Annotated in this window: 14 protein-coding genes, 2 tRNA genes and 3 rRNA genes; 15 read left to right on the top strand and 4 right to left on the bottom strand. The window is 63.6% G+C overall.

The window, feature by feature from the left end:
* Positions 1-2 precede the first annotated feature (2 nt).
* The 15 genes from der (at position 3) to KUD94_RS06055 (ending at position 16,780) form a co-directional block, all read left to right on the top strand.
* Positions 3-1,349 carry a ribosome biogenesis GTPase Der gene (der, locus tag KUD94_RS06125; RefSeq protein WP_218238899.1) on the top strand — a complete coding sequence of 449 codons (1,347 nt, stop codon included), beginning with the start codon at positions 3-5 and terminating at the stop codon, positions 1,347-1,349.
* 88 nt (positions 1,350-1,437) lie between these two features.
* Positions 1,438-1,692 (top strand): RNA chaperone Hfq, encoded by a 255-nt coding sequence (gene hfq, locus KUD94_RS06120; RefSeq protein ID WP_218238898.1) that lies wholly within the window; start codon positions 1,438-1,440, stop codon positions 1,690-1,692.
* A 52-nt stretch (positions 1,693-1,744) separates the two neighbouring features.
* On the top strand, positions 1,745-2,914 hold the full coding sequence (hflX, locus tag KUD94_RS06115; RefSeq protein ID WP_218238897.1) for a GTPase HflX: 1,170 nt from the start codon (positions 1,745-1,747) through the stop codon (positions 2,912-2,914).
* Between the two features lie 58 nt (positions 2,915-2,972).
* Positions 2,973-4,367, top strand: coding sequence for an FtsH protease activity modulator HflK (gene hflK, locus KUD94_RS06110; protein WP_218238896.1), 1,395 nt, complete (start codon positions 2,973-2,975; stop codon positions 4,365-4,367).
* A gap of 9 nt (positions 4,368-4,376) precedes the next feature.
* Positions 4,377-5,276, top strand: coding sequence for a protease modulator HflC (gene hflC, locus KUD94_RS06105; protein ID WP_218238895.1), 900 nt, complete (start codon positions 4,377-4,379; stop codon positions 5,274-5,276).
* Between the two features lie 11 nt (positions 5,277-5,287).
* Positions 5,288-5,473 carry a DUF2065 domain-containing protein gene (locus KUD94_RS06100; RefSeq protein ID WP_218238894.1) on the top strand — a complete coding sequence of 62 codons (186 nt, stop codon included), beginning with the start codon at positions 5,288-5,290 and terminating at the stop codon, positions 5,471-5,473.
* Between the two features lie 60 nt (positions 5,474-5,533).
* Positions 5,534-6,682, top strand: a complete 1,149-nt coding sequence (locus KUD94_RS06095) for an ATP phosphoribosyltransferase regulatory subunit (protein ID WP_218238893.1) — start codon at positions 5,534-5,536, stop codon at positions 6,680-6,682.
* 38 nt (positions 6,683-6,720) lie between these two features.
* Complete coding sequence (locus KUD94_RS06090; protein WP_218238892.1) at positions 6,721-8,094, top strand: adenylosuccinate synthase; 1,374 nt, start codon at positions 6,721-6,723, stop codon at positions 8,092-8,094.
* A 53-nt stretch (positions 8,095-8,147) separates the two neighbouring features.
* On the top strand, positions 8,148-8,672 hold the full coding sequence (locus KUD94_RS06085) for a phosphoribosyltransferase (RefSeq protein ID WP_218238891.1): 525 nt from the start codon (positions 8,148-8,150) through the stop codon (positions 8,670-8,672).
* Between the two features lie 374 nt (positions 8,673-9,046).
* Positions 9,047-10,580 (top strand): 16S ribosomal RNA (locus KUD94_RS06080).
* A 169-nt stretch (positions 10,581-10,749) separates the two neighbouring features.
* Positions 10,750-10,826: transfer RNA gene (locus KUD94_RS06075), tRNA-Ile, on the top strand.
* Positions 10,827-10,950: 124 nt separating this feature from the next.
* Positions 10,951-11,026: transfer RNA gene (locus KUD94_RS06070), tRNA-Ala, on the top strand.
* Positions 11,027-11,426: 400 nt separating this feature from the next.
* Positions 11,427-14,310, top strand: a 23S ribosomal RNA gene (locus KUD94_RS06065).
* A gap of 147 nt (positions 14,311-14,457) precedes the next feature.
* Positions 14,458-14,570: ribosomal RNA gene (rrf, locus tag KUD94_RS06060) — 5S ribosomal RNA — on the top strand.
* The 16S, 23S and 5S rRNA genes sit together here with 2 tRNA genes alongside, the layout of an rRNA operon.
* A gap of 176 nt (positions 14,571-14,746) precedes the next feature.
* Entirely contained in the window at positions 14,747-16,780 is a 2,034-nt protein-coding gene (locus KUD94_RS06055; RefSeq protein WP_218238890.1) for a hypothetical protein, read from the top strand.
* Positions 16,781-16,801: 21 nt separating this feature from the next.
* Here KUD94_RS06055 and thiE read toward each other — a convergent pair whose 3' ends face one another.
* The 4 genes from thiE to KUD94_RS06035 are packed head-to-tail and all read right to left on the bottom strand — an operon-like array spanning position 16,802 to position 19,850.
* On the bottom strand, positions 16,802-17,710 hold the full coding sequence (gene thiE, locus KUD94_RS06050) for a thiamine phosphate synthase (protein ID WP_218238889.1): 909 nt from the start codon (positions 17,708-17,710) through the stop codon (positions 16,802-16,804).
* Positions 17,707-18,525: a thiazole synthase gene (locus tag KUD94_RS06045; RefSeq protein ID WP_218238888.1), complete on the bottom strand. Its 819-nt coding sequence runs from the start codon at positions 18,523-18,525 to the stop codon at positions 17,707-17,709. The genes thiE and KUD94_RS06045 overlap by 4 nt, the downstream gene beginning before the upstream one ends.
* A gap of 3 nt (positions 18,526-18,528) precedes the next feature.
* Positions 18,529-18,726: a sulfur carrier protein ThiS gene (thiS, locus tag KUD94_RS06040; RefSeq protein ID WP_218238887.1), complete on the bottom strand. Its 198-nt coding sequence runs from the start codon at positions 18,724-18,726 to the stop codon at positions 18,529-18,531.
* Entirely contained in the window at positions 18,723-19,850 is a 1,128-nt protein-coding gene (locus KUD94_RS06035; RefSeq protein WP_218238886.1) for an FAD-dependent oxidoreductase, read from the bottom strand. The genes thiS and KUD94_RS06035 overlap by 4 nt, the downstream gene beginning before the upstream one ends.
* Positions 19,851-19,861 lie beyond the last annotated feature (11 nt).

Here is a 19,861-nt window from a genome sequence, read left to right as displayed (position 1 = left end):
CGGTGAAACCCGTCATCGCCCTCGTGGGGCGGACCAACGTAGGCAAGTCCACGCTGTTCAACCGCCTGACGCGCTCGCGCGACGCGATCGTCGCGGACGTCGCCGGGCTCACGCGCGACCGCCACTACGGCCAGGGGCGCCTTGGCGGGCATGAATACATCGTCGTCGATACCGGCGGTTTCGAGCCCGACGCGGACAGCGGCATCTACCGCGAAATGGCCCGCCAGACCGCCCAGGCCATTGCCGAGGCCGACACCGTCGTCTTCGTCGTGGACGTGCGCGCCGGCCTGTCCGCGCAAGACCACGACATCGCGGTGTACCTGCGCCGCCTGGGCAAGCCTTGCGTGCTGGCCGGCAACAAGGCCGAAGGCATGCAGGAAAGCGCGCTGCTGGCCGAGTTCTACGAGCTCGGGCTCGGGCAAGTCCATCCGGTCTCTGCGGCCCACGGTCAGGGCGTGCGCAGCTTGCTCGAGGCGGCGCTTGAGCCCCTGGCCTTGCTCGAATCCGACGAAGAAGCCGACCAGGCGGGCGAGTCCGGCACGATTCGCCTGGCCGTCGCGGGTCGTCCCAACGTCGGCAAGTCCACCTTGATCAACGCCTGGCTGGGCGAGGAGAGGCTGGTCGCCTTTGATCTTCCCGGAACCACGCGCGATGCGATCCGCGTGCCCTTTGAGCAGCAGGGCCAGAAGTACGAATTGATAGACACCGCGGGACTGCGCAAGCGCGGCAAGGTGTTCGAGGCGATAGAGAAATTCTCGGTGGTCAAGACCCTGCGCGCGATCGAGTCGGCCCATGTGGTGCTGCTGCTGCTCGACGCTACCCAGGGCGTGACCGACCAGGACGCCCACGTGGCCGGCTACATCCTGGAGAGCGGGCGCGCCGTCGTGGTGGCGGTGAACAAATGGGATGCGGTGGACGAGTACCAGCGGGAACAGCTGCGCCGCTCCATCGAGAATCGGCTGGCGTTCATGAAGTTCGCCGCTATCCATTTCATCTCGGCCGCGCGCCGCCAGGGCATAGGGGCGCTGTGGCCTTCGATCCGCCAGGCCTACCAGGCGGCGATCTGCAAGATGCCTACGCCCGTGCTCACCCGGGTGCTGCTCGAATCGGTGCAGTTTCAGACACCCAAGCGCTCGGGCGGCTCGCGCCCCAAGCCCCGCTATGCACACCAGGGCGGCATGAACCCGCCGGTCATCGTCGTGCACGGCAATCTGCTCGAGCACCTGACGGACGCCTACAAGCGCTTTCTCGAAGGGCGCTTTCGCAAGCAGTTCAACCTGATCGGCACGCCGCTGCGCCTGGAATTCCGGACGTCGAAAAACCCCTATGTCGACAAGGCAGGGCCTTGAAACCGCGGGTGCAGGCCGCACCTGCCCTGCCTGGGTTGCTGTGGTAAGGTGACAGACCACAACAACAGTTTTGAACACGGAGCATATCGTGAGCAACAAAGGCCAACAATTGCAAGACCCGTTCCTGAACGCATTGCGGCGTGAACACGTGCCGGTGTCGATCTATCTCGTCAACGGCATCAAGCTGCAGGGACAGATCGAATCCTTTGACCAGTACGTCGTGCTGCTGCGCAACACCGTCACCCAGATGGTCTACAAGCACGCCATCTCCACGATAGTGCCCGGTCGTGCCGTCAACTTCGCCGCCATGGCCGGCGAGCCTGCCGACGGAGGCGAACAATAACAGCGGTGCTGCTCCCCCGCGCCATGCCGCCGCGCCCGACGGGGGGCCGCCCGTGACCAGTTTGCTGCCTGCGCAGAGCGACGCCGTGCCCGTGCTGCTGGTCGGCGTCGACTTCGGCGGCGAAGGTTTCGACGCAGAACTGCTCGAACTCGGACTGCTGGCACGCAGCGCCGGCCTCAACCCCGTTGCTGCGCTGACCTGCAAGCGCCAGGCGCCCGATGCCGCGCTGTTCGTGGGCAGCGGCAAGGCCGACGAGATCGGCGAGCTTGCCCAGCGGCACGGCGCGCTGGAAATCATCTTCGACCAGGCGCTGAGTCCGGCGCAGCAGCGCAACTTGGAGCGCCGCCTGGGCCTGCCGGTCTATGACCGCACCATGCTGATCCTGGAGATTTTTGCCCAGCGTGCGCGCAGCCACGAGGGCAAGCTGCAAGTGGAGCTCGCGCGCCTGCAATACCTGAGCACGCGGCTGGTGCGCCGCTGGACCCACCTTGAGCGTCAGCGCGGCGGCATCGGCGCGCGTGGCGGACCCGGCGAGCGCCAGATCGAGCTGGACCGGCGCATGATCGGCGACACCATACGGCGCACACGTGAGCGCCTGGTCAAGGTGCAGCGCCAGCGCGCTACCCAGCGGCGCCAGCGCCAGCGCCGCGATACCTACAAGGTTTCGCTGGTCGGCTACACCAACGCGGGCAAATCCACGCTCTTCAACGCATTGGTCAAGGCGCGCGCCTACGCCGCCGACCAGTTGTTCGCCACCCTGGACACCACTACGCGCCGGCTTTATCTGGGCGAGGCGGCGGGTTCGGTGTCGCTGTCCGACACCGTCGGCTTCATTCGCGATCTGCCCCATGGCCTGATCAGTGCCTTCAAGGCCACGCTGCAGGAGGCGGCCGACGCCGATCTGCTGCTGCACGTGGTCGACGCGGCCAGCCCCGAGCATCGCCAGCAGATGGAGCAGGTGCAGGAAGTGCTCGAAGAAATCGGCGCGGCCGAGTTGCCCCAGATTCTGGTGTTCAACAAACTCGACGCATTTGCCCCGGGCGTGCGGCCAGCCGTGCGGCGCGACCGCTATGACCTGCTTGGGTCGCAGCATGAGCGCCTGTTCATCAGCGCCCAGACCGGCGAAGGCCTGGACGCGCTGCGCGACGAACTCGCGCGGCGCGCTGCCGAGCATGCGCAAGAGCACTGCGAGCCGGCGGGCGCCGCCCACGCTTCTTCCTGAACCCTCTTTTGCCGGGGACAATACAGGCATCAGCCGATTACCAATGAGATACCTACGCATGGATCTACGCAAGCGTGTGGCCCGCCGGCTAGCAGCGGCGCTGGGCGCGCGGCCGGTCTACAACCTGAACGACCCGCGCTGGGGCCGTAGCGACGAAGACGCTGGCGAGGAGCCGCGTCCGCCGCAGCCCGACCGTACGCCTGAAGGCGCGCAGCCGCCCCGGCCTGCGCGTCCGAGCCAGGGCAGTGGCGCCAACCCGCCAGACCTCGACGAGCTCTGGCGCGATCTGCAAAACAAGCTCGGCGGCCTGTTTGGCGGCGCGGGCCGCAGCGGGCGCAGGGGCGGCTCCGCCCCTCCGGGCGGCGGCGGCTTTCAACCCGACATGCGCAACGCCGGCAAGAGCGTGGCGGTGCTCGCGGTGATCGCGCTGCTGGTCTGGCTGTCCACGGGCTTCTTCATCGTCCAGGAAGGGCAGCAGGCGGTCATCACGCAGTTCGGCAAGTACAAGAGCACCGTGGGCGCGGGTTTCAACTGGCGCCTGCCTTACCCCATCCAGCGCCACGAACTGGTGTTCGTCACCCAGATCCGTTCGGTGGATATCGGGCGCGATTCCATCATCAAGGCCACGGGCCTGCGCGATTCGGCAATGCTCACCGAGGACGAGAACATCGTCGAGATCAAGTTTGCCGTGCAGTACCGCCTGAACGACGCGCGCGCCTGGCTCTTCGAGAGCCGCAACCCTGCGGATGCGGTGGTGCAGGCGGCGGAAAGTGCCGTGCGCGAGGTCGTCGGGCGCATGAAGATGGACTCGGCATTGGCCGACGAGCGCGACCAGATCGCACCGCGCGTGCGCACGCTGATGCAAACCATTTTGGACCGCTACAAGGTCGGCGTCGAAGTGGTCGGCATCAACCTGCAGCAGGGCGGGGTGCGCCCGCCCGAGCAGGTGCAGGCCGCGTTCGACGATGTGCTCAAGGCCGGACAAGAGCGTGAGCGCACCAAGAACGAGGCGCAGGCCTACGCCAACGACGTGGTGCCGCGCGCCTCGGGCGCGGCTTCGCGCCTGCAGGAAGAGGCCGCCGGCTACAAGGCGCGGGTGGTCGCGCAGGCTGAGGGCGACGCCCAGCGCTTCGACTCGGTCGTCACCGAATACCAGAAGGCACCGCAGGTCACGCGCGAGCGCATGTACCTCGATGCGATGCAGCAGGTGCTCTCGGGCGTGACCAAGGTCATCGTCGAATCGCGCGAGGGCTCCAACCTCTTGTATCTGCCACTCGACAAGCTGATGGGTGCGGACGCGGCGCTGGCTCCGCCGGCCCAGGGCGCGGCTGCGGCAAGCTCGCAGGCGCACGGCGCCGCGCCGGCTGCGCCCGCGAGCACCAGCAGCACGACGCCGGCAGGGGACGCCCGTTCCCGCGATGTTGCTCGCTCGCGCGAGCGCGAACCACGCTAGGAGAGTGGTGTGAACCGCATAGGATTTTTCATCTCCACCGCGCTGCTGGCGCTGATTTTGGCGGCGTCCTGTCTGTTCGTGGTGGACCAGCGCCAGTTCGGCGTGGTCTATTCGCTCGGCCAGATCAAGGAAGTGATCACCGAACCAGGCTTGTACGTCAAGCTGCCGCCGCCGCTGCAGAACGTGCGCTACATCGACAAGCGCCTGCTCACGCTCGATGGCTCGGAGACCGAGTCCATGCTCACCGCTGAAAAACAGCGCGTCGTCATCGACTGGTATGTGCGCTGGCGCATCACCGACCCGTCGGAGTACATCCGCAACGTCGGCCTGGACGAAGGCGCGGGTGCGCTGCAGCTCAACCGGGTGGTGCGCAACGCCTTTCAGGAGGAGGTCAACCGCCGCACGGTGCGTGAATTGCTCTCGGACAAGCGCGACGCCCTGATGGCAGGGGTCAAGCGCGAGGTGCTCGAGGCGGTGCAGGGTGGCAAGCCCTGGGGCATGGACGTGGTGGATGTGCGCATCACCCGGGTGGACTATGTGGATTCGATCACCGAATCGGTCTACCGGCGCATGGAAGCCGAGCGCAAGCGTGTGGCCAACGAGCTGCGCTCCACGGGCGTTGCCGAGGGCGAAAAGATCCGCGCCGACGCCGACCGCCAGCGGGAAGTGATCCTGGCCAATGCTTACCGCGACGCCCAGAAGGTCAAGGGCGAAGGCGACGCGCAGGCCAACCAGGTCTATGCCCAGGCCTTCGGGCGCGATCCCCAATTTGCCCAGTTCTACCGCAGCCTGGAGGCCTACCGCTCCAGTTTCAAGAGCAAGAACGACATCATGGTGCTCGATCCCGCCGGCACGGAGTTCTTCAAGGCGCTGCGCGGATCGTCCGCCCTGCCATCGGCACGCAACTGAGCGGGCGGGGCATGTCGGAGGCGCTCTGGACTGCATTCGCGCTCGTCTTGGTGTTCGAGGGGCTGTTGCCGCTGGTGGCCCCGACTACCTGGCGGCGCGTGTTCGCACAGCTGCTGCAATTGCGCGACGGACAGATCCGTTTTTTCGGCCTGATCAGCGTGGCGCTGGGCGTGCTGCTGTTGGCAGCGCTCACCTGATGGGCGGACCGCTACGCCCCGCTCGGTAGAATCGCTTTTTCAACAACCTGCGGCTCCTGCATGTCTGCCTGGGTACTCCCGGATTACATTGCCGACGTCCTGCCGTCGGAAGCGCGACGCATCGAAGAGCTGCGCCGCAGCTTGCTCGATACGGCCCGCGGCTACGGCTATGAGCTGGTGATCCCGCCGCTTTTTGAGCATCTCGAGTCGCTGCTTACCGGGGCGGGCGAAGAGCTTGACCTGCAGACCTTCAAATTCGTCGACCAGCTCTCGGGCAAGTCGCTGGGCCTGCGCGCGGACATGACCCAGCAGGTGGCACGCATCGACGCCCATTTGCTCGATCGCAGCGGCGTCTCCCGGCTGTGCTACTGCGGGCCCGTGGTGCATACCCGGCCCGACCGCCCCCATGCCACTCGCGAGCCGCTGCAATTCGGGGCCGAGATCTACGGCTACGAGGGCCTCGAGGCGGAAGTCGAATCGGTGCAACTGGCTCTTGAATGCCTGCGCGGCACGCGCGCTCCCGACTTGAGTGTGGACCTCGCCGACATGCGCATCGTGCGCAGCCTCCTCGCAGGCGTGCCTGTCGGCCTACAGACCCTGCGCCAGGTGCACGCCGCCCTGGCCGCGAAAGACGCCAGCGAGCTGGCGCAGCTGACGCGCGCTTTTCCGCAATCGTCCAGGCAAGGGCTCGCGGCGCTGCTGCAGCTCTATGGCGACATCGAGGTGCTCGACGAAGCCGAGGCGGCACTCGGCGCCGTGGCCGGCGTGCGCGCCGCTCTGGCCGACCTGCGCACCATCGCTTCGACCGTGCAGCACGCCCGGGTGACTTTCGACCTGGCGGATTTGCGTGGCTATTCGTATTACAGCGGTCTGCGTTTTGCGGTGTATGCCTCGGGCGTGTCTGATGCGCTGGTGCGCGGCGGCCGCTACGACGAAGTGGGCGCGGCCTATGGGCGCAACCGCCCGGCCGTCGGATTCAGCCTGGATGTCCGGCAATTGGCGTCGGTGGTGGCGCTGCCGGCCTTGCGCGCGGCGATCCGCGCACCCTGGCCACACGAAGACGGCCTGCGTCAGACCATCAAGGCCTTGCGTGCGCAGGGAGAGACCGTGGTCTGCGTGCTTCCGGGCGATGCCGGCCGGGTCGATGAATTCAACTGCGATCGCGAATTGGCGGACGTCGCCGGCCAGTGGCTGGTGCGAGCGCTGTAGTTTGTTTCCAACTCTTCCAGACGAGGCTCTGTGCGGTGATGAATTCAGTGAAGGGACGCAATTGCGTGGTGGTCGGCGCCCAGTGGGGCGACGAGGGCAAGGGCAAGCTGGTCGATTGGCTGACGGAGTCCGCGCAGGGTGTCGTTCGCTTCCAGGGAGGGCACAACGCCGGTCATACGCTGGTCATCAACGGCGTCAAGACGGCGCTGCATCTGATACCCAGCGGCATCATGCATCCGGGCGTCATCTGCTACATCGGCAATGGCGTCGTCTTGTCGGCGGCAAAGCTGTTCGAGGAAATCGAGGGCCTGGAGCGCGCAGGTGTCGATGTGCGCAGCCGTCTGCGCGTGAGCGAGGCTTGTCCCTTGATCTTGCCGTTTCACGCGGTGCTTGACCTTGCGCGCGAGGCCGCGCTCGAGCGCCGCGGTGTCGAGAAGATCGGTACGACCGGCCGCGGCATTGGCCCGGCCTACGAAGACAAGATCGCGCGCCGCGCCCTGCGCGTGCAGGATCTGAAGAATCCGCAGCTGTTCGCCGAAAAATTGCGCGCCCTGCTTGCGCTGCACAACCATGTGCTGGTGCACTTCCTCGGTTCGCGCAAGCTGGCGTTCTCCGATGCGCTCGCGCCCTATCTGCGTGAGGGCGAAGTGCAGTTCGAGCCGGTCTATGAAGAAGCAATGCGCCACGCCGAGCTGCTCAAGCCGATGATGGCAGACGTCTCGCGTGAGCTCAACGAGGCGTCTGGCGCGGGCGCCAACCTGCTTTTTGAGGGTGCTCAGGGGACCTTGCTGGATGTCGACCACGGGACCTATCCCTACGTCACCTCCAGCAATTGTGTCGCTGGCAACGCAGCAGCCGGCGCCGGCGTCGGACCGGGCACGCTCCACTACATCCTGGGCATCACCAAGGCCTATTGCACACGCGTGGGCGGCGGCCCCTTCCCGACCGAGCTCGACTGGGAGGTGCCGGGCACGCCCGGCTACCACATGAGCACGGTCGGGGCAGAGAAGGGCGTGACCACGGGGCGCAGCCGGCGCTGTGGCTGGTTCGATGCAGCCTTGCTCAAGCGCAGTGCGCAGGTGAACGGATTGTCGGGGCTGTGCATCACCAAGCTCGACGTGCTCGACGGACTCGATGAGCTCGGCCTGTGCATAGGCTACGAGCTCGACGGCGAGCGCATCGATCTGCTGCCGCTCGGCGCAGACGACATCGCGCGTTGCAAGCCAATCTACGAGTTCATGCCGGGCTGGTCGCAGACAACGTTCGGCGTCACGCGCTACGAAGAGCTGCCGCTGAACGCGCGCAACTACCTTCAGCGCATCGAGCAGGTAACCGGCGTGCCGATCGCGATGGTCTCGACCGGCCCGGACAGGGTGCAAACCATCGTCTTGCAGCAGCCCTTCGCCTCTTGAAGTGCTCGGCGCAAAACGCCCCCATCTCTCAACGCAATCCCTCAAGGCATCCGATGTTGACCGAAGACGGCAAACACCTGTACGTGAGCTACGACGAATACCACAGCCTGATCGAGAAGCTGGCACTCAAGGTGCACCAGTCTGGCTGGGAGTTCGACACCATCCTCTGTCTTGCCCGGGGAGGCTTGCGGCCCGGCGACATACTGAGCCGCATCTTCGACAAGCCGCTCGCGATCATGTCCACGAGCTCGTACCGGGCCGAAGCCGGCACCGTGCAAGGCCATCTGGATATCGCGCGCTACATCACCACGCCCAACGGGGAAATCGCCGGCAAGGTCTTGCTCGTGGACGATCTGGCCGACTCGGGCCATACGCTCAACGCGGTCGTCTCCCTGCTCAAGGCGAAGTACGCACCCATCAGCGAAATGCGTACCGCGACCATCTGGGTCAAGGGTTCGTCCTCGTTCACGCCGGACTACCAGGTGGAGTTCCTGCCGACCGACCCCTGGATCCACCAGCCCTTCGAGGCCTACGACACATTGACCCCGGCCAAGCTGCTGGAACGCTGGCAGGTCTGAGGACATGAAAATTTTTCCGAAAATTCTGCACCGGCTCGAAAACTTGGTATAGAATTCAGGGCTTCGCTGATCGCAGCGCTCTTTCTTGAACCGGGTTCTCTCTTGGGGGCTTTGGGGTGTGATGGGAAGAGACAGGGTTCGTTAACAACACACAGCCGATAAGCGTGGGCGTTTGGCTCGGTGCAGCTGCAAAGCGGCTCGCCCGCCTGGCCTGAGAGGGGCTTTGACTGCCGTAGTTGGTGCTGGCGCGCAAGCGCTGCGCTGCTGGGGCAGGCGAGGGCCATCTTGGAGCTCTGGCGCACCAAACGCTCATGAGAAAAGGAAGTGAGGATTCACTTCAATTTCCGTTTTTGAGTGAGCACAAGCAAAAGATCGAACTGTAGAGTTTGATCCTGGCTCAGATTGAACGCTGGCGGCATGCCTTACACATGCAAGTCGAACGGTAACAGGCTCTTCGGAGCGCTGACGAGTGGCGAACGGGTGAGTAAAGCATCGGAACGTGCCCGGTAGTGCGGGATAGCTCGGCGAAAGCCGGATTAATACCGCATGAGATCCGTGGATGAAAGCAGGGGACCCCTAGTGGGCCTTGCGCTACTGGAGCGGCCGATGTCGGATTAGGTAGTTGGTGGGGTAAAGGCCTACCAAGCCTGCGATCTGTAGCTGGTCTGAGAGGATGATCAGCCACATCGGGACTGAGACACGGCCCGAACTCCTACGGGAGGCAGCAGTGGGGAATTTTGGACAATGGGGGCAACCCTGATCCAGCCATGCCGCGTGCAGGATGAAGGCCTTCGGGTTGTAAACTGCTTTTGTACGGAACGAAAAGTTCTTCTCTAATACAGAGGGACGATGACGGTACCGTAAGAATAAGCACCGGCTAACTACGTGCCAGCAGCCGCGGTAATACGTAGGGTGCGAGCGTTAATCGGAATTACTGGGCGTAAAGCGTGCGCAGGCGGCCATGCAAGACAGTGGTGAAATCCCCGGGCTCAACCTGGGAACTGCCATTGTGACTGCATGGCTGGAGTACGGCAGAGGGGGGTGGAATTCCGCGTGTAGCAGTGAAATGCGTAGATATGCGGAGGAACACCGATGGCGAAGGCAGCCCCCTGGGCCTGTACTGACGCTCATGCACGAAAGCGTGGGGAGCAAACAGGATTAGATACCCTGGTAGTCCACGCCCTAAACGATGTCAACTGGTTGTTGGGGATTCATTTCTTCAGTAACGAAGCTAACGCGTGAAGTTGACCGCCTGGGGAGTACGGCCGCAAGGTTAAAACTCAAAGGAATTGACGGGGACCCGCACAAGCGGTGGATGATGTGGTTTAATTCGATGCAACGCGAAAAACCTTACCCACCTTTGACATGGCAGGAACCCTTTAGAGATAGAGGGGTGCTCGCAAGAGAGCCTGCACACAGGTGCTGCATGGCTGTCGTCAGCTCGTGTCGTGAGATGTTGGGTTAAGTCCCGCAACGAGCGCAACCCTTGCCATCAGTTGCTACGAAAGGGCACTCTGATGGGACTGCCGGTGACAAACCGGAGGAAGGTGGGGATGACGTCAAGTCCTCATGGCCCTTATAGGTGGGGCTACACACGTCATACAATGGCCGGTACAAAGGGCAGCGAAGCCGCGAGGTGAAGCCAATCCCATAAAGCCGGTCGTAGTCCGGATTGCACTCTGCAACTCGAGTGCATGAAGTCGGAATCGCTAGTAATCGTGGATCAGCATGTCACGGTGAATACGTTCCCGGGTCTTGTACACACCGCCCGTCACACCATGGGAGCGGGTCTCACCAGAAGCAGGTAGCCTAACCAATTGGAGGGCGCTTGCCACGGTGGGGTTCGTGACTGGGGTGAAGTCGTAACAAGGTAGCCGTATCGGAAGGTGCGGCTGGATCACCTCCTTTCTGGATACAACACAGAAAAAAAGCGCACAGAGCGCAAGCACAGGCAGCAGCCGCTGCTGCACAAGCGCTGGCCAGGCGCCCACACTTATCGGTTGTTGGACAGCACAAGGGGTGTGTGTCACCAGCGGTCCGGGCCCGGCAAAGGGTTCGAATGCAGTTTGACCGATTGGGGTCTGTAGCTCAGCTGGTTAGAGCACCGTCTTGATAAGGCGGGGGTCGTTGGTTCGAGTCCAACCAGACCCACCAATCCCTGGGCAAAAGATCGTGACAGCAATGGCGATCAAGATTGCGCTTGCCAGGCAAGGCGCGAGCAAGGGCCGTGTAGCAGCGCTACACAAGCGACCGAGCAACGCAGCATGGCGGGCGCAAAGGGGGATTAGCTCAGCTGGGAGAGCACCTGCTTTGCAAGCAGGGGGTCGTCGGTTCGATCCCGTCATCCTCCACCAGTGTGCCCAAACCAGTGCACCCCAAGCCAGATGCAGTGGCAATCTCAAAGCAAGCCAGAAGCGCCTGCTTTGACATTGGCATGAGCCAAGAAACTGGAAGCGCAAAACGCTTCCCGGCTGTTCCTTAAAAATTCACAGAGTCGAATCAGCGCTGCTGATGGCAAGGGCGTCCGCAAGGATGCGCAGTGTCATCAGTGGCAAAGAATTTGATTGCGTCAAAACGAACATGAGATTCGAGAGAAACTCTGTTTGAGTAATGACGAATGGTTCTCAAAGCACTGCTGTAAAAGGCAGAGCCAAGAAAGAAATTCGCGTTACGGCATGAAAACGCGCGAGGTGAAAGACCTCGCAAGTGAACTTGAAAACAAGGCTTGGAGGCTGCAAGGCTTCAAAGTTATAGGGTCAAGTGAACAAGAGCATGTGGTGGATGCCTTGGCGATGATAGGCGAAGAAAGACGTGGTAGCCTGCGAAAAGCTTCGGGGAGCTGGCAAACAAGCATTGATCCGGAGGTCTCTGAATGGGGAAACCCACCCGATGAGGGTATCGGTGCCTGAATACATAGGGCACGCGAGGCAAACCAGGGGAACTGAACCATCTCAGTACCCTGAGGAAAAGACATCAACCGAGATTGCGAAAGTAGTGGCGAGCGAAATCGCAGCAGCCTTCTAGAGATAGTCAAGCGGTTAGCAAAGCGGCATGGAAAGGCCGGCCATAGTGGGTGATAGCCCCGTATGCGAAAACCGTTTGGTGGTACTAGGCTAGAGACAAGTAGGGCGGGGCACGAGAAACCCTGTCTGAACATGGGGGGACCATCCTCCAAGGCTAAATACTCATCATCGACCGATAGTGAACCAGTACCGTGAGGGAAAGGCGAAAAGAACCCCGGGAGGGGAGTGAAATAGATCCTGAAACCGCATGCTTACAAAAAGTCGGAGCCTCGCAAGGGGTGACGGCGTACCTTTTGTATAATGGGTCAGCGACTTACATTCAGTGGCAAGCTTAACCGAATAGGGAAGGCGCAGGGAAACCGAGTCCGAACAGGGCGTCTTTAGTCGCTGGGTGTAGACCCGAAACCAGGTGATCTATCCATGGCCAGGATGAAGGTGTTGTAACAGGCACTGGAGGTCCGAACCGACTGGTGTTGCAAAACCAGCGGATGAGCTGTGGATAGGGGTGAAAGGCTAAACAAACCTGGAAATAGCTGGTTCTCTCCGAAAACTATTTAGGTAGTGCCTCGCGTATTACCTTCGGGGGTAGAGCACTGTTTAGGCTAGGGGTCATGGCGACTTACCAACCCTAGGCAAACTCCGAATACCGAAGAGTAGAGCGCGGGAGACAGTGCACCGGGTGCTAACGTCCGGACACAAGAGGGAAACAACCCAGACCGCCAGCTAAGGTCCCTAAAATTGGCTAAGTGGGAAACGAAGTGGGAAGGCTAAAACAGTCAGGATGTTGGCTTAGAAGCAGCCATCATTTAAAGAAAGCGTAATAGCTCACTGATCGAGTCGTCCTGCGCGGAAGATGTAACGGGGCTCAAGCCAGTTACCGAAGCTGCGGATGCACAACTTGTTTGTGCGTGGTAGGAGAGCGTTGTGTAAGCCTGTGAAGGTGTCTGGTAACGGATGCTGGAGGTATCACAAGTGCGAATGCTGACATGAGTAGCGTTAAAGCGGGTGAAAAGCCCGCTCGCCGTAAGCGCAAGGTTTCCTACGCAACGTTCATCGGCGTAGGGTGAGTCGGCCCCTAAGGTGAGGCAGAGATGCGTAGCTGATGGGAAACGGGTCAATATTCCCGTACCGCTCAATGGTGCGATGTGGGGACGAAGAAGGTTAGCTCAGCCAACTGTTGGACATGTTGGTTCAAGCCTGTAGTCGTGCCCGGTAGGCAAATCCGCCGGGCTGAGATGAGGGGTGACAACGAGGGCACTTGTGCCTGAAGTGAGTGATACCCTGCTTCCAGGAAAAGCCACTAAGCTTCAGCCATTGACGACCGTACCGCAAACCGACACTGGTGCGCGAGATGAGTATTCCAAGGCGCTTGAGAGAACTGCGGAGAAGGAACTCGGCAAATTGATACCGTAACTTCGGGAGAAGGTATGCCGCAAGTAGGTGAAGCCTGTACAGGTGGAGCCCAAAGCGGTTGCAATAAATCGGTGGCTGCGACTGTTTAATAAAAACACAGCACTCTGCAAAGACGAAAGTCGACGTATAGGGTGTGACGCCTGCCCGGTGCTGGAAGATTAAGTGATGGGGTGCAAGCTCTTGATCGAAGTCCCAGTAAACGGCGGCCGTAACTATAACGGTCCTAAGGTAGCGAAATTCCTTGTCGGGTAAGTTCCGACCTGCACGAATGGCGTAACGATGGCCACACTGTCTCCTCCGCAGACTCAGCGAAGTTGAAATGTTTGTGATGATGCAATCTCCCCGCGGAAAGACGGAAAGACCCCATGAACCTTTACTGTAGCTTTGTATTGGACTTTGAACGGATCTGTGTAGGATAGGTGGGAGGCTTTGAAGGGTGCTCGCTAGAGTGCCTGGAGCCAACGTTGAAATACCACCCTGGTGCGTTTGAGGTTCTAACCTTGGGCCCTGATCGGGCTTGGGGACAGTGCATGGTAGGCAGTTTGACTGGGGCGGTCTCCTCCCAAAGCGTAACGGAGGAGTTCGAAGGTACGCTAGTTACGGTCGGACATCGTGACGATAGTGCAATGGCACAAGCGTGCTTGACTGCGAGACTGACACGTCGAGCAGGTGCGAAAGCAGGACATAGTGATCCGGTGGTTCTGTATGGAAGGGCCATCGCTCAACGGATAAAAGGTACTCTGGGGATAACAGGCTGATACCGCCCAAGAGTTCATATCGACGGCGGTGTTTGGCACCTCGATGTCGGCTCATCTCATCCTGGGGCTGTAGTCGGTCCCAAGGGTATGGCTGTTCGCCATTTAAAGAGGTACGTGAGCTGGGTTTAAAACGTCGTGAGACAGTTTTGTCCCTATCTTCCGTGGGCGCTGCAGATTTGAGGAGACCTGCTCCTAGTACGAGAGGACCGGAGTGGACGCACCGCTGGTGTACCTGTTGTCACGCCCGTGGCATCGCAGGGTAGCTATGTGCGGAAGAGATAAGCGCTGAAAGCATCTAAGCGCGAAACTCCCTCCAAGATGAGATCTGCCGGGGGCTAGACCCCCCTGAAGGGTCGTTGTAGACCACAACGTTGATAGGCTGGGTGTGCAAGAGCAGCAATGCCCGCAGCTAACCAGTACTAATTGCCCGTGAGGCTTGACCCTATAACCTTGAGGCCCAAAAAACACCAAAAAAGCCCAAGGTCCATGCCAAAGACTCAATCAAATTCCAAAAACGATTCGACTGCTGTGAATGAGCTGCACAAAAAAAGGCACCACAACGCCCCCACCAACGTGCAGCTACCCTTTACGCCTGATGACAATAGCAAGCCGGAACCACCCCTGCCCATCCCGAACAGGACCGTGAAACAGCTTCGCGCCAATGATAGTGCGGACTCCCGTGTGAAAGTAGGTCATCGTCAGGCACCCATACCAACAACAAACCCCCTGCCTCAAGCACTACACAGGTGCAAAGGACAGGGGGTTTGGTGTTTGAGGGGGCGCTGAAACATCGCGGTGCGCCCATCCCGCAGCGCGGCAGAGGCGTACGGGAAAAAACGGTTTCCGTGGCAGAATGCTCTCAATTTGCAACAGTGAAACCGTGAGACTGCGCACACTCTTCCCCGGCCTGGTGTTTGTTGCCGCGCTGTCGTCGGCCAGCGCCTTGACTCTGGGGGCGGCAAGCGGTCGGGCCACGCTGGGGCTGCCCGTCGATCTGAGCTTCGATGTCCGCTCGGACTTGGCGCGCGATACCGAATCCACCTGTATCTCCGCTCGGGTGCGCATGGGCGATGTGCTTTTGCCTGACGCGAAGGTGCGACTGAGCACCGTGCCGGCAGGAGAAGGCAGATTTCGGCTGCGGCTGCAGACCACGGTCGCGATCAACGAACCCGTGCTTTCGGTGTCGCTGCAGACGCGTTGTTCGGGCAGTGTCGCCCGCGATTACACGTTTTTGGTGGAAGCACCGATTGCACCGGATCTTTCGCAGTCGGCACCGTCCGTGACGCCGGCCGCGTCCGCCGCGTCTGCCTCCTCGCCGCCACTTCTGGCGCAGGCGACACCCGGCGAAGTCGCAGCGCCCGCCGCGCAACGGCCACGCCCTGCGGCCGCGCCCGTCCGTGCGCAGCGCGAGACCAAGGCTGCAGCGCGCCAGCGTCGGACGACCGAGCAGGGCGGGCCAGCCGCGACCGCGCCCGCGCGCCGGCCTTCGCCCGCAACGACCAGGCAGGCTGAGCCGGCTCCAGGCGCCCAGGCCTTGCCCGAGCGCGGCCCGCGCCTGGTGATGGAACCGCTCGACACCTGGCTGGAGACGCCGCCCTCGCTGCGACTGAGCATGGAACTGGCGACGCCAGTCCCTGCCACGCCCGGGCCCGGCGACGAGCAGAGCCGCCAGCTCTGGCAGGCCTTGAGCAGCGACCCGCAAGCGCTGGCGCAGCAGGCGGTGCAGGCCAGCCAGACACAAGCACAACTTGCGCAATTGCAGACCCAGTTGAAAGCCGAGCAGGCGGCAAGGGCTGAGCTCGCGGCGCGCGTGCAGGCGCTGCGCGATGAGCGCTACACCCCGCTGGTGGTGTATGCGCTGCTGGCCTTGTTGCTGCTGGCGCTGGCGGCCGTGGGCTGGTTGCTTTGGCACCGCCGTCGCTCCGACCCCGCTGCCTGGCATGCGCCTGAGCCGGGCCTGGCGCAGGATCTCGGCACGGATGCGGGCGAGGACGAGGGCGGCTCCACGGTATGGCCCCAAGTGCAGGCGTCGGACACACCCGTCGATTTGCCGCGCGCGGCGCAAGCACCGCCGCCGACGCCGATACCCGATGATCTGCCCAAACCGATTCGGCCCGCAACCACAGGCTCTGCTGCGCAGGCGCCGCCGCCCTTGTCGGCGGTCATGCTCGGAGCACAAGAGGGCTACGTGCGCGAGCTTGAACATCCGGAAGAGCTGTTCGACGTCTTGCAACAGGCCGAATTCTTCATTTCGATCGGCGAACACGAGGATGCAGTGGAGGCGCTGCGCCGCCATATCGCCCAGCACCGCGCTTCGTCGCCGCTTGCCTATCTGGAGTTGCTGCGCCTGTACCACACGCTGGGTCGCGTGGCGGCTTTTGACGAGTTGCGCGCGGCTTTTGAAGAGCGTTTCAACGCCGACATTCCGCCGTTTGCGACCTTTCAGCGCGGCGGGCGCCTGCTTGAGGACTACCCACAGCACCTGGCGCGGATTGAAGCGCTCTGGGGGAGTGCCGAGGTGTTCGATGAGATCCACCGCCTCATGTTTCGCGAGGGCGGGGCGGCCCAAGCGCAGCGCTTCGAGGTGCCGGCCTACGAAGATCTGCTGCTGCTGCTGGCAATTGCCGATACGACCGGCGGCAATGGAGCCGCGAAGGCGGGCCGCGCACCGGCCAGAGGCGGCTTGCCAGCGCCGCAGCACCATCTGCCTGCGGCCGAGCGCCCTGGCGTGGAGACCCTGGCCGGCGATCTGATGCTGCAGCCTTCCGAGCAAATGCCGGTGCGAGAGAGCGAAGACGGCGATGCAGGCACCATCGATACGCCATCGCCCGCAGCGCCATTGCATTTCGAGGACGGGCTGGTGCAGCTGACGCTCGAACCCCGCGACCAGGGCAAGCGGGCGGACAAGTTCTGATGCGGGGGCTCGACCTGGTCCTTATCGCTCCGTGGTCGCCTGCATCAGCGCCATGAGCTGCTGCGCGGCCGCCCGCGGATCGGCCGCCTGGACGATGGCGCGCACGACAGCGACCGAGCCGACCCCGCAGGCGCGCACCGCAGGCACTTGCGCCGCGCCTATGCCGCCGATCGCCACCAGAGGGTAGACGCGCATCAGCCGCGCATAGTCGGCCAGGCGCGCAAGACCCTGGGGCGCAGTGGGCATGGATTTGAGGGTAGTTGGAAACACCGCACCCAGGGCGATGTAGCTTGGAGCGAGCCGGTCGGCGGCGAGCATTTCCGCGTAACCGTGGGTGCTGACGCCCAGGCGCAGGCCGCTCGCGCGCAAGCAGGCGAGCTGTGCGGGCTGCAGCGACTGCAGATCTTCCTGGCCCAAGTGCACGCCGTAGGCACCGGCGGCGATGGCTGCCTGCCAATGGTCGTTGATGAACAGCCGCGTGGGGCTGCCGGCGACCGCGGCCACTGCCGCTCGGACCTCGGCCTGGATGACTGCGTCATCGGCGTGCTTGAAGCGCAGCTGCACCGTGGGCACGCCTGCCGCTGCCATGCGCGCCACCCAGGCCGCGTCCGGCACCACGGCGTACAGCCCCAGCGCTTTGGGGCAAGGCGCAAAAGCGTCGGCGCGCGGCTGCGCTTGCAGGCCAAAGTCCTGCGGCGCGTCAGGCCAGTGTGCGGCATCGAACTGGCCCAGCCGATCGGTCTGAGCCTGCCAGGCGCGGGCCAGGACGAGGGCGTCTGCGGCGATGAAACCCAGGGCGCTGCATGCGGCCAGTGCTGCGCGGTAGACGGCGCCTTGCGACTGCCCGGCGGGAAGCGGCTGCGCGGCAAAGCCTGCCAGGCGCGCGCGGTGCTGGTCGACGATGGCCTGCTGCATGGCGGCTTGGTTCATGCGCCGGCTCCCTTGCCCTGATGCCAGAAGGGGGTGCCGAGCACCGGGGTGCTCGGCTGGGCAGAGCTGCGTGGCTGCATGGCGCCAGCCAGGAAGGCCGCGCGCCCGGCTTGCACGGCGTTTGCGAAGGCGCCGGCCATCTGCGCCGGGTCGCTGGCCAGTGCCACTGCAGTGTTGAGCAGCACGCCGTCGTAGCCCCATTCCATGACCTGGCAAGCGTGCGAGGGCAGGCCCAGGCCCGCATCCACCAGCATGGGCACGGCCAGGCGCTCGCGCAGCAAGCGCAGGCCTTGCGGGTTGACGGGGCCCTGGCCCGTGCCTATGGGCGCGGCCCAGGGCATTACCGCCTGACAGCCGACATCCACCAGGCGCTGGCAGACGACCAGGTCCTCGGTGCAGTAGGGCAGCACCTTGAAGCCGTCCTTGACCAGCGCCTGGGCGGCGTCGACGAGCTGCAGGGTGTCGGGCTGCAAGGTGTAGTCGTCGCCTATCACTTCCAGCTTGATCCAGGGCGTGGCGAAGACTTCGCGCGCCATCTGAGCCGTGGTGATTGCCTCCTGCGCGCTGCGGCAGCCGGCGGTGTTGGGCAGCACCATGCAGTCAAGCTGCTGCAGCAATTGCCAGAAACCACCGCCCGAGTCCGGCGCGGCGCCCTGGCGGCGCAGCGACGCCGTGACCATGGCCGGGCGCGCGCGTGCCACGGCCGCCTCCAAGACGGCGGGTGAGGGGTAGCGCGAGCTGCCCAGCAGCAGGCGGCTGGAAAAACGCTCGCCATAGAGCACGAGCGCGTCGTCAGTGCAAAGTGTGTGGTGCATGGTTCAACCGCCCGTCACGGGCGCAATGATTTCGATCTGGTCGCCGGCTTGCAAAGCCTGCGTGGCCCAGTCGGAGCGGGGTATGAAACGCAGGTTGACCGCCACCGCAAACGGCGGCGTGGGCGCAAGCCAGGCAATGGCGTCGCTGACCAGCGCGCCTTCGGGCAGTTCGGCGCTTTGGCCGTTCAAGAGGACTTTCATCGTGGTGTCCGTGGCCCCGCTTGCAGGCGCAGGCCGAATTGCGCGGCAAGCCCCGAGCGCCCTTCGCGGATGAACTGCAGCGCCACGTCCAGCAGGGCGGGCGCGATCAGATAGCCGTGGCGATACAAGCCGTTGATCTGCAACGTGCGCTCGGCCGGCATGCGCAGCGCGGGGTTGTTGTCGGGCAGTGCGGGGCGGCACTGCGTGGCGACTTCGAGGATGCGTGCTTCGGCAAAACCGCTGTGCAGCGCATAGGCAGCGCTCAGCAGCTCCAGCACCGACTGCACGCTGGCGGGCGAGAGGTCGTCCGACTCGATTTCGGTCGCGCCGACGACAAAGACATGGTCCTGTTTGGGCACGATGTAGACCGCATAGCGCGGATGCACCAGGCGCGTGGGCCGCGCCAGCGTGAGCTCGGGCGCATGCACGCGCAGGACTTCACCGCGCACGCCGCGCAGTCCGGGCCAGTCGGCGCGTGCGCCCAAGCCGCGGCAGTCGATCAGCAGCTCTGGCTGGCCGGGGCTGCCCGGCGCAAAGTCCGCCAGCGCCTTGCGGCTGTGCCAGTGCAGCGCGACGCCCAGCGCCTGCATGCGGGCGGCCAGCGCCGCCAGCAGCTGGCGGTTGTCCAGCTGGCCCTCGCCGGGCAGATAAAGCCCCGCGCGAAAGCGCCCGGCGAGTGCCGGCTCGTGCAGCGCGACGCCGGCCGCGTCCAGCGGCTGCGCTGGCGGCAAGTCGGGCAGCAGCGCCTGGGTGTGCGCGAGCTTGTCTTGCAGGCGTGCGGCTTCGGCGCCGTCCTGCCAGTGCCAGACGATGAGCGTGCCGTTGTGCTGGAAGAACACCGGCTGGCCCAGCTCGCCGAGCAGCTCGGGCCAGCGGCGCATGCCGTACTGGCCCATGCGCACGATCGCCGGCTCGCTCACCGCAGCCTCGGCCAGCGGGGCCAGCATGGCGGCGGCCACGCGCGCGGCCGATGCTTCGCCCTCGGGGCCGCCGGCGTCGTACACCTCCACGCGCCAGCCCTCGCGCGCCAGGGCGACGGCAAGCAGGCGACCCATGAGGCCGGCGCCCAGAATGGCGATGCGGCTGTGGCCGGGGGAAAGGGCGGGCAGATGCAGCGTGTCCATGCTCGTTCAGA

Source organism: Comamonas sp. NLF-1-9 (assembly GCF_019195435.1).
Taxonomy (GTDB): domain Bacteria; phylum Pseudomonadota; class Gammaproteobacteria; order Burkholderiales; family Burkholderiaceae_C; genus Comamonas_C.
Note: the sequence above shows the minus strand (reverse complement) of the source record. Positions and strands in the feature narration are given on the sequence as shown.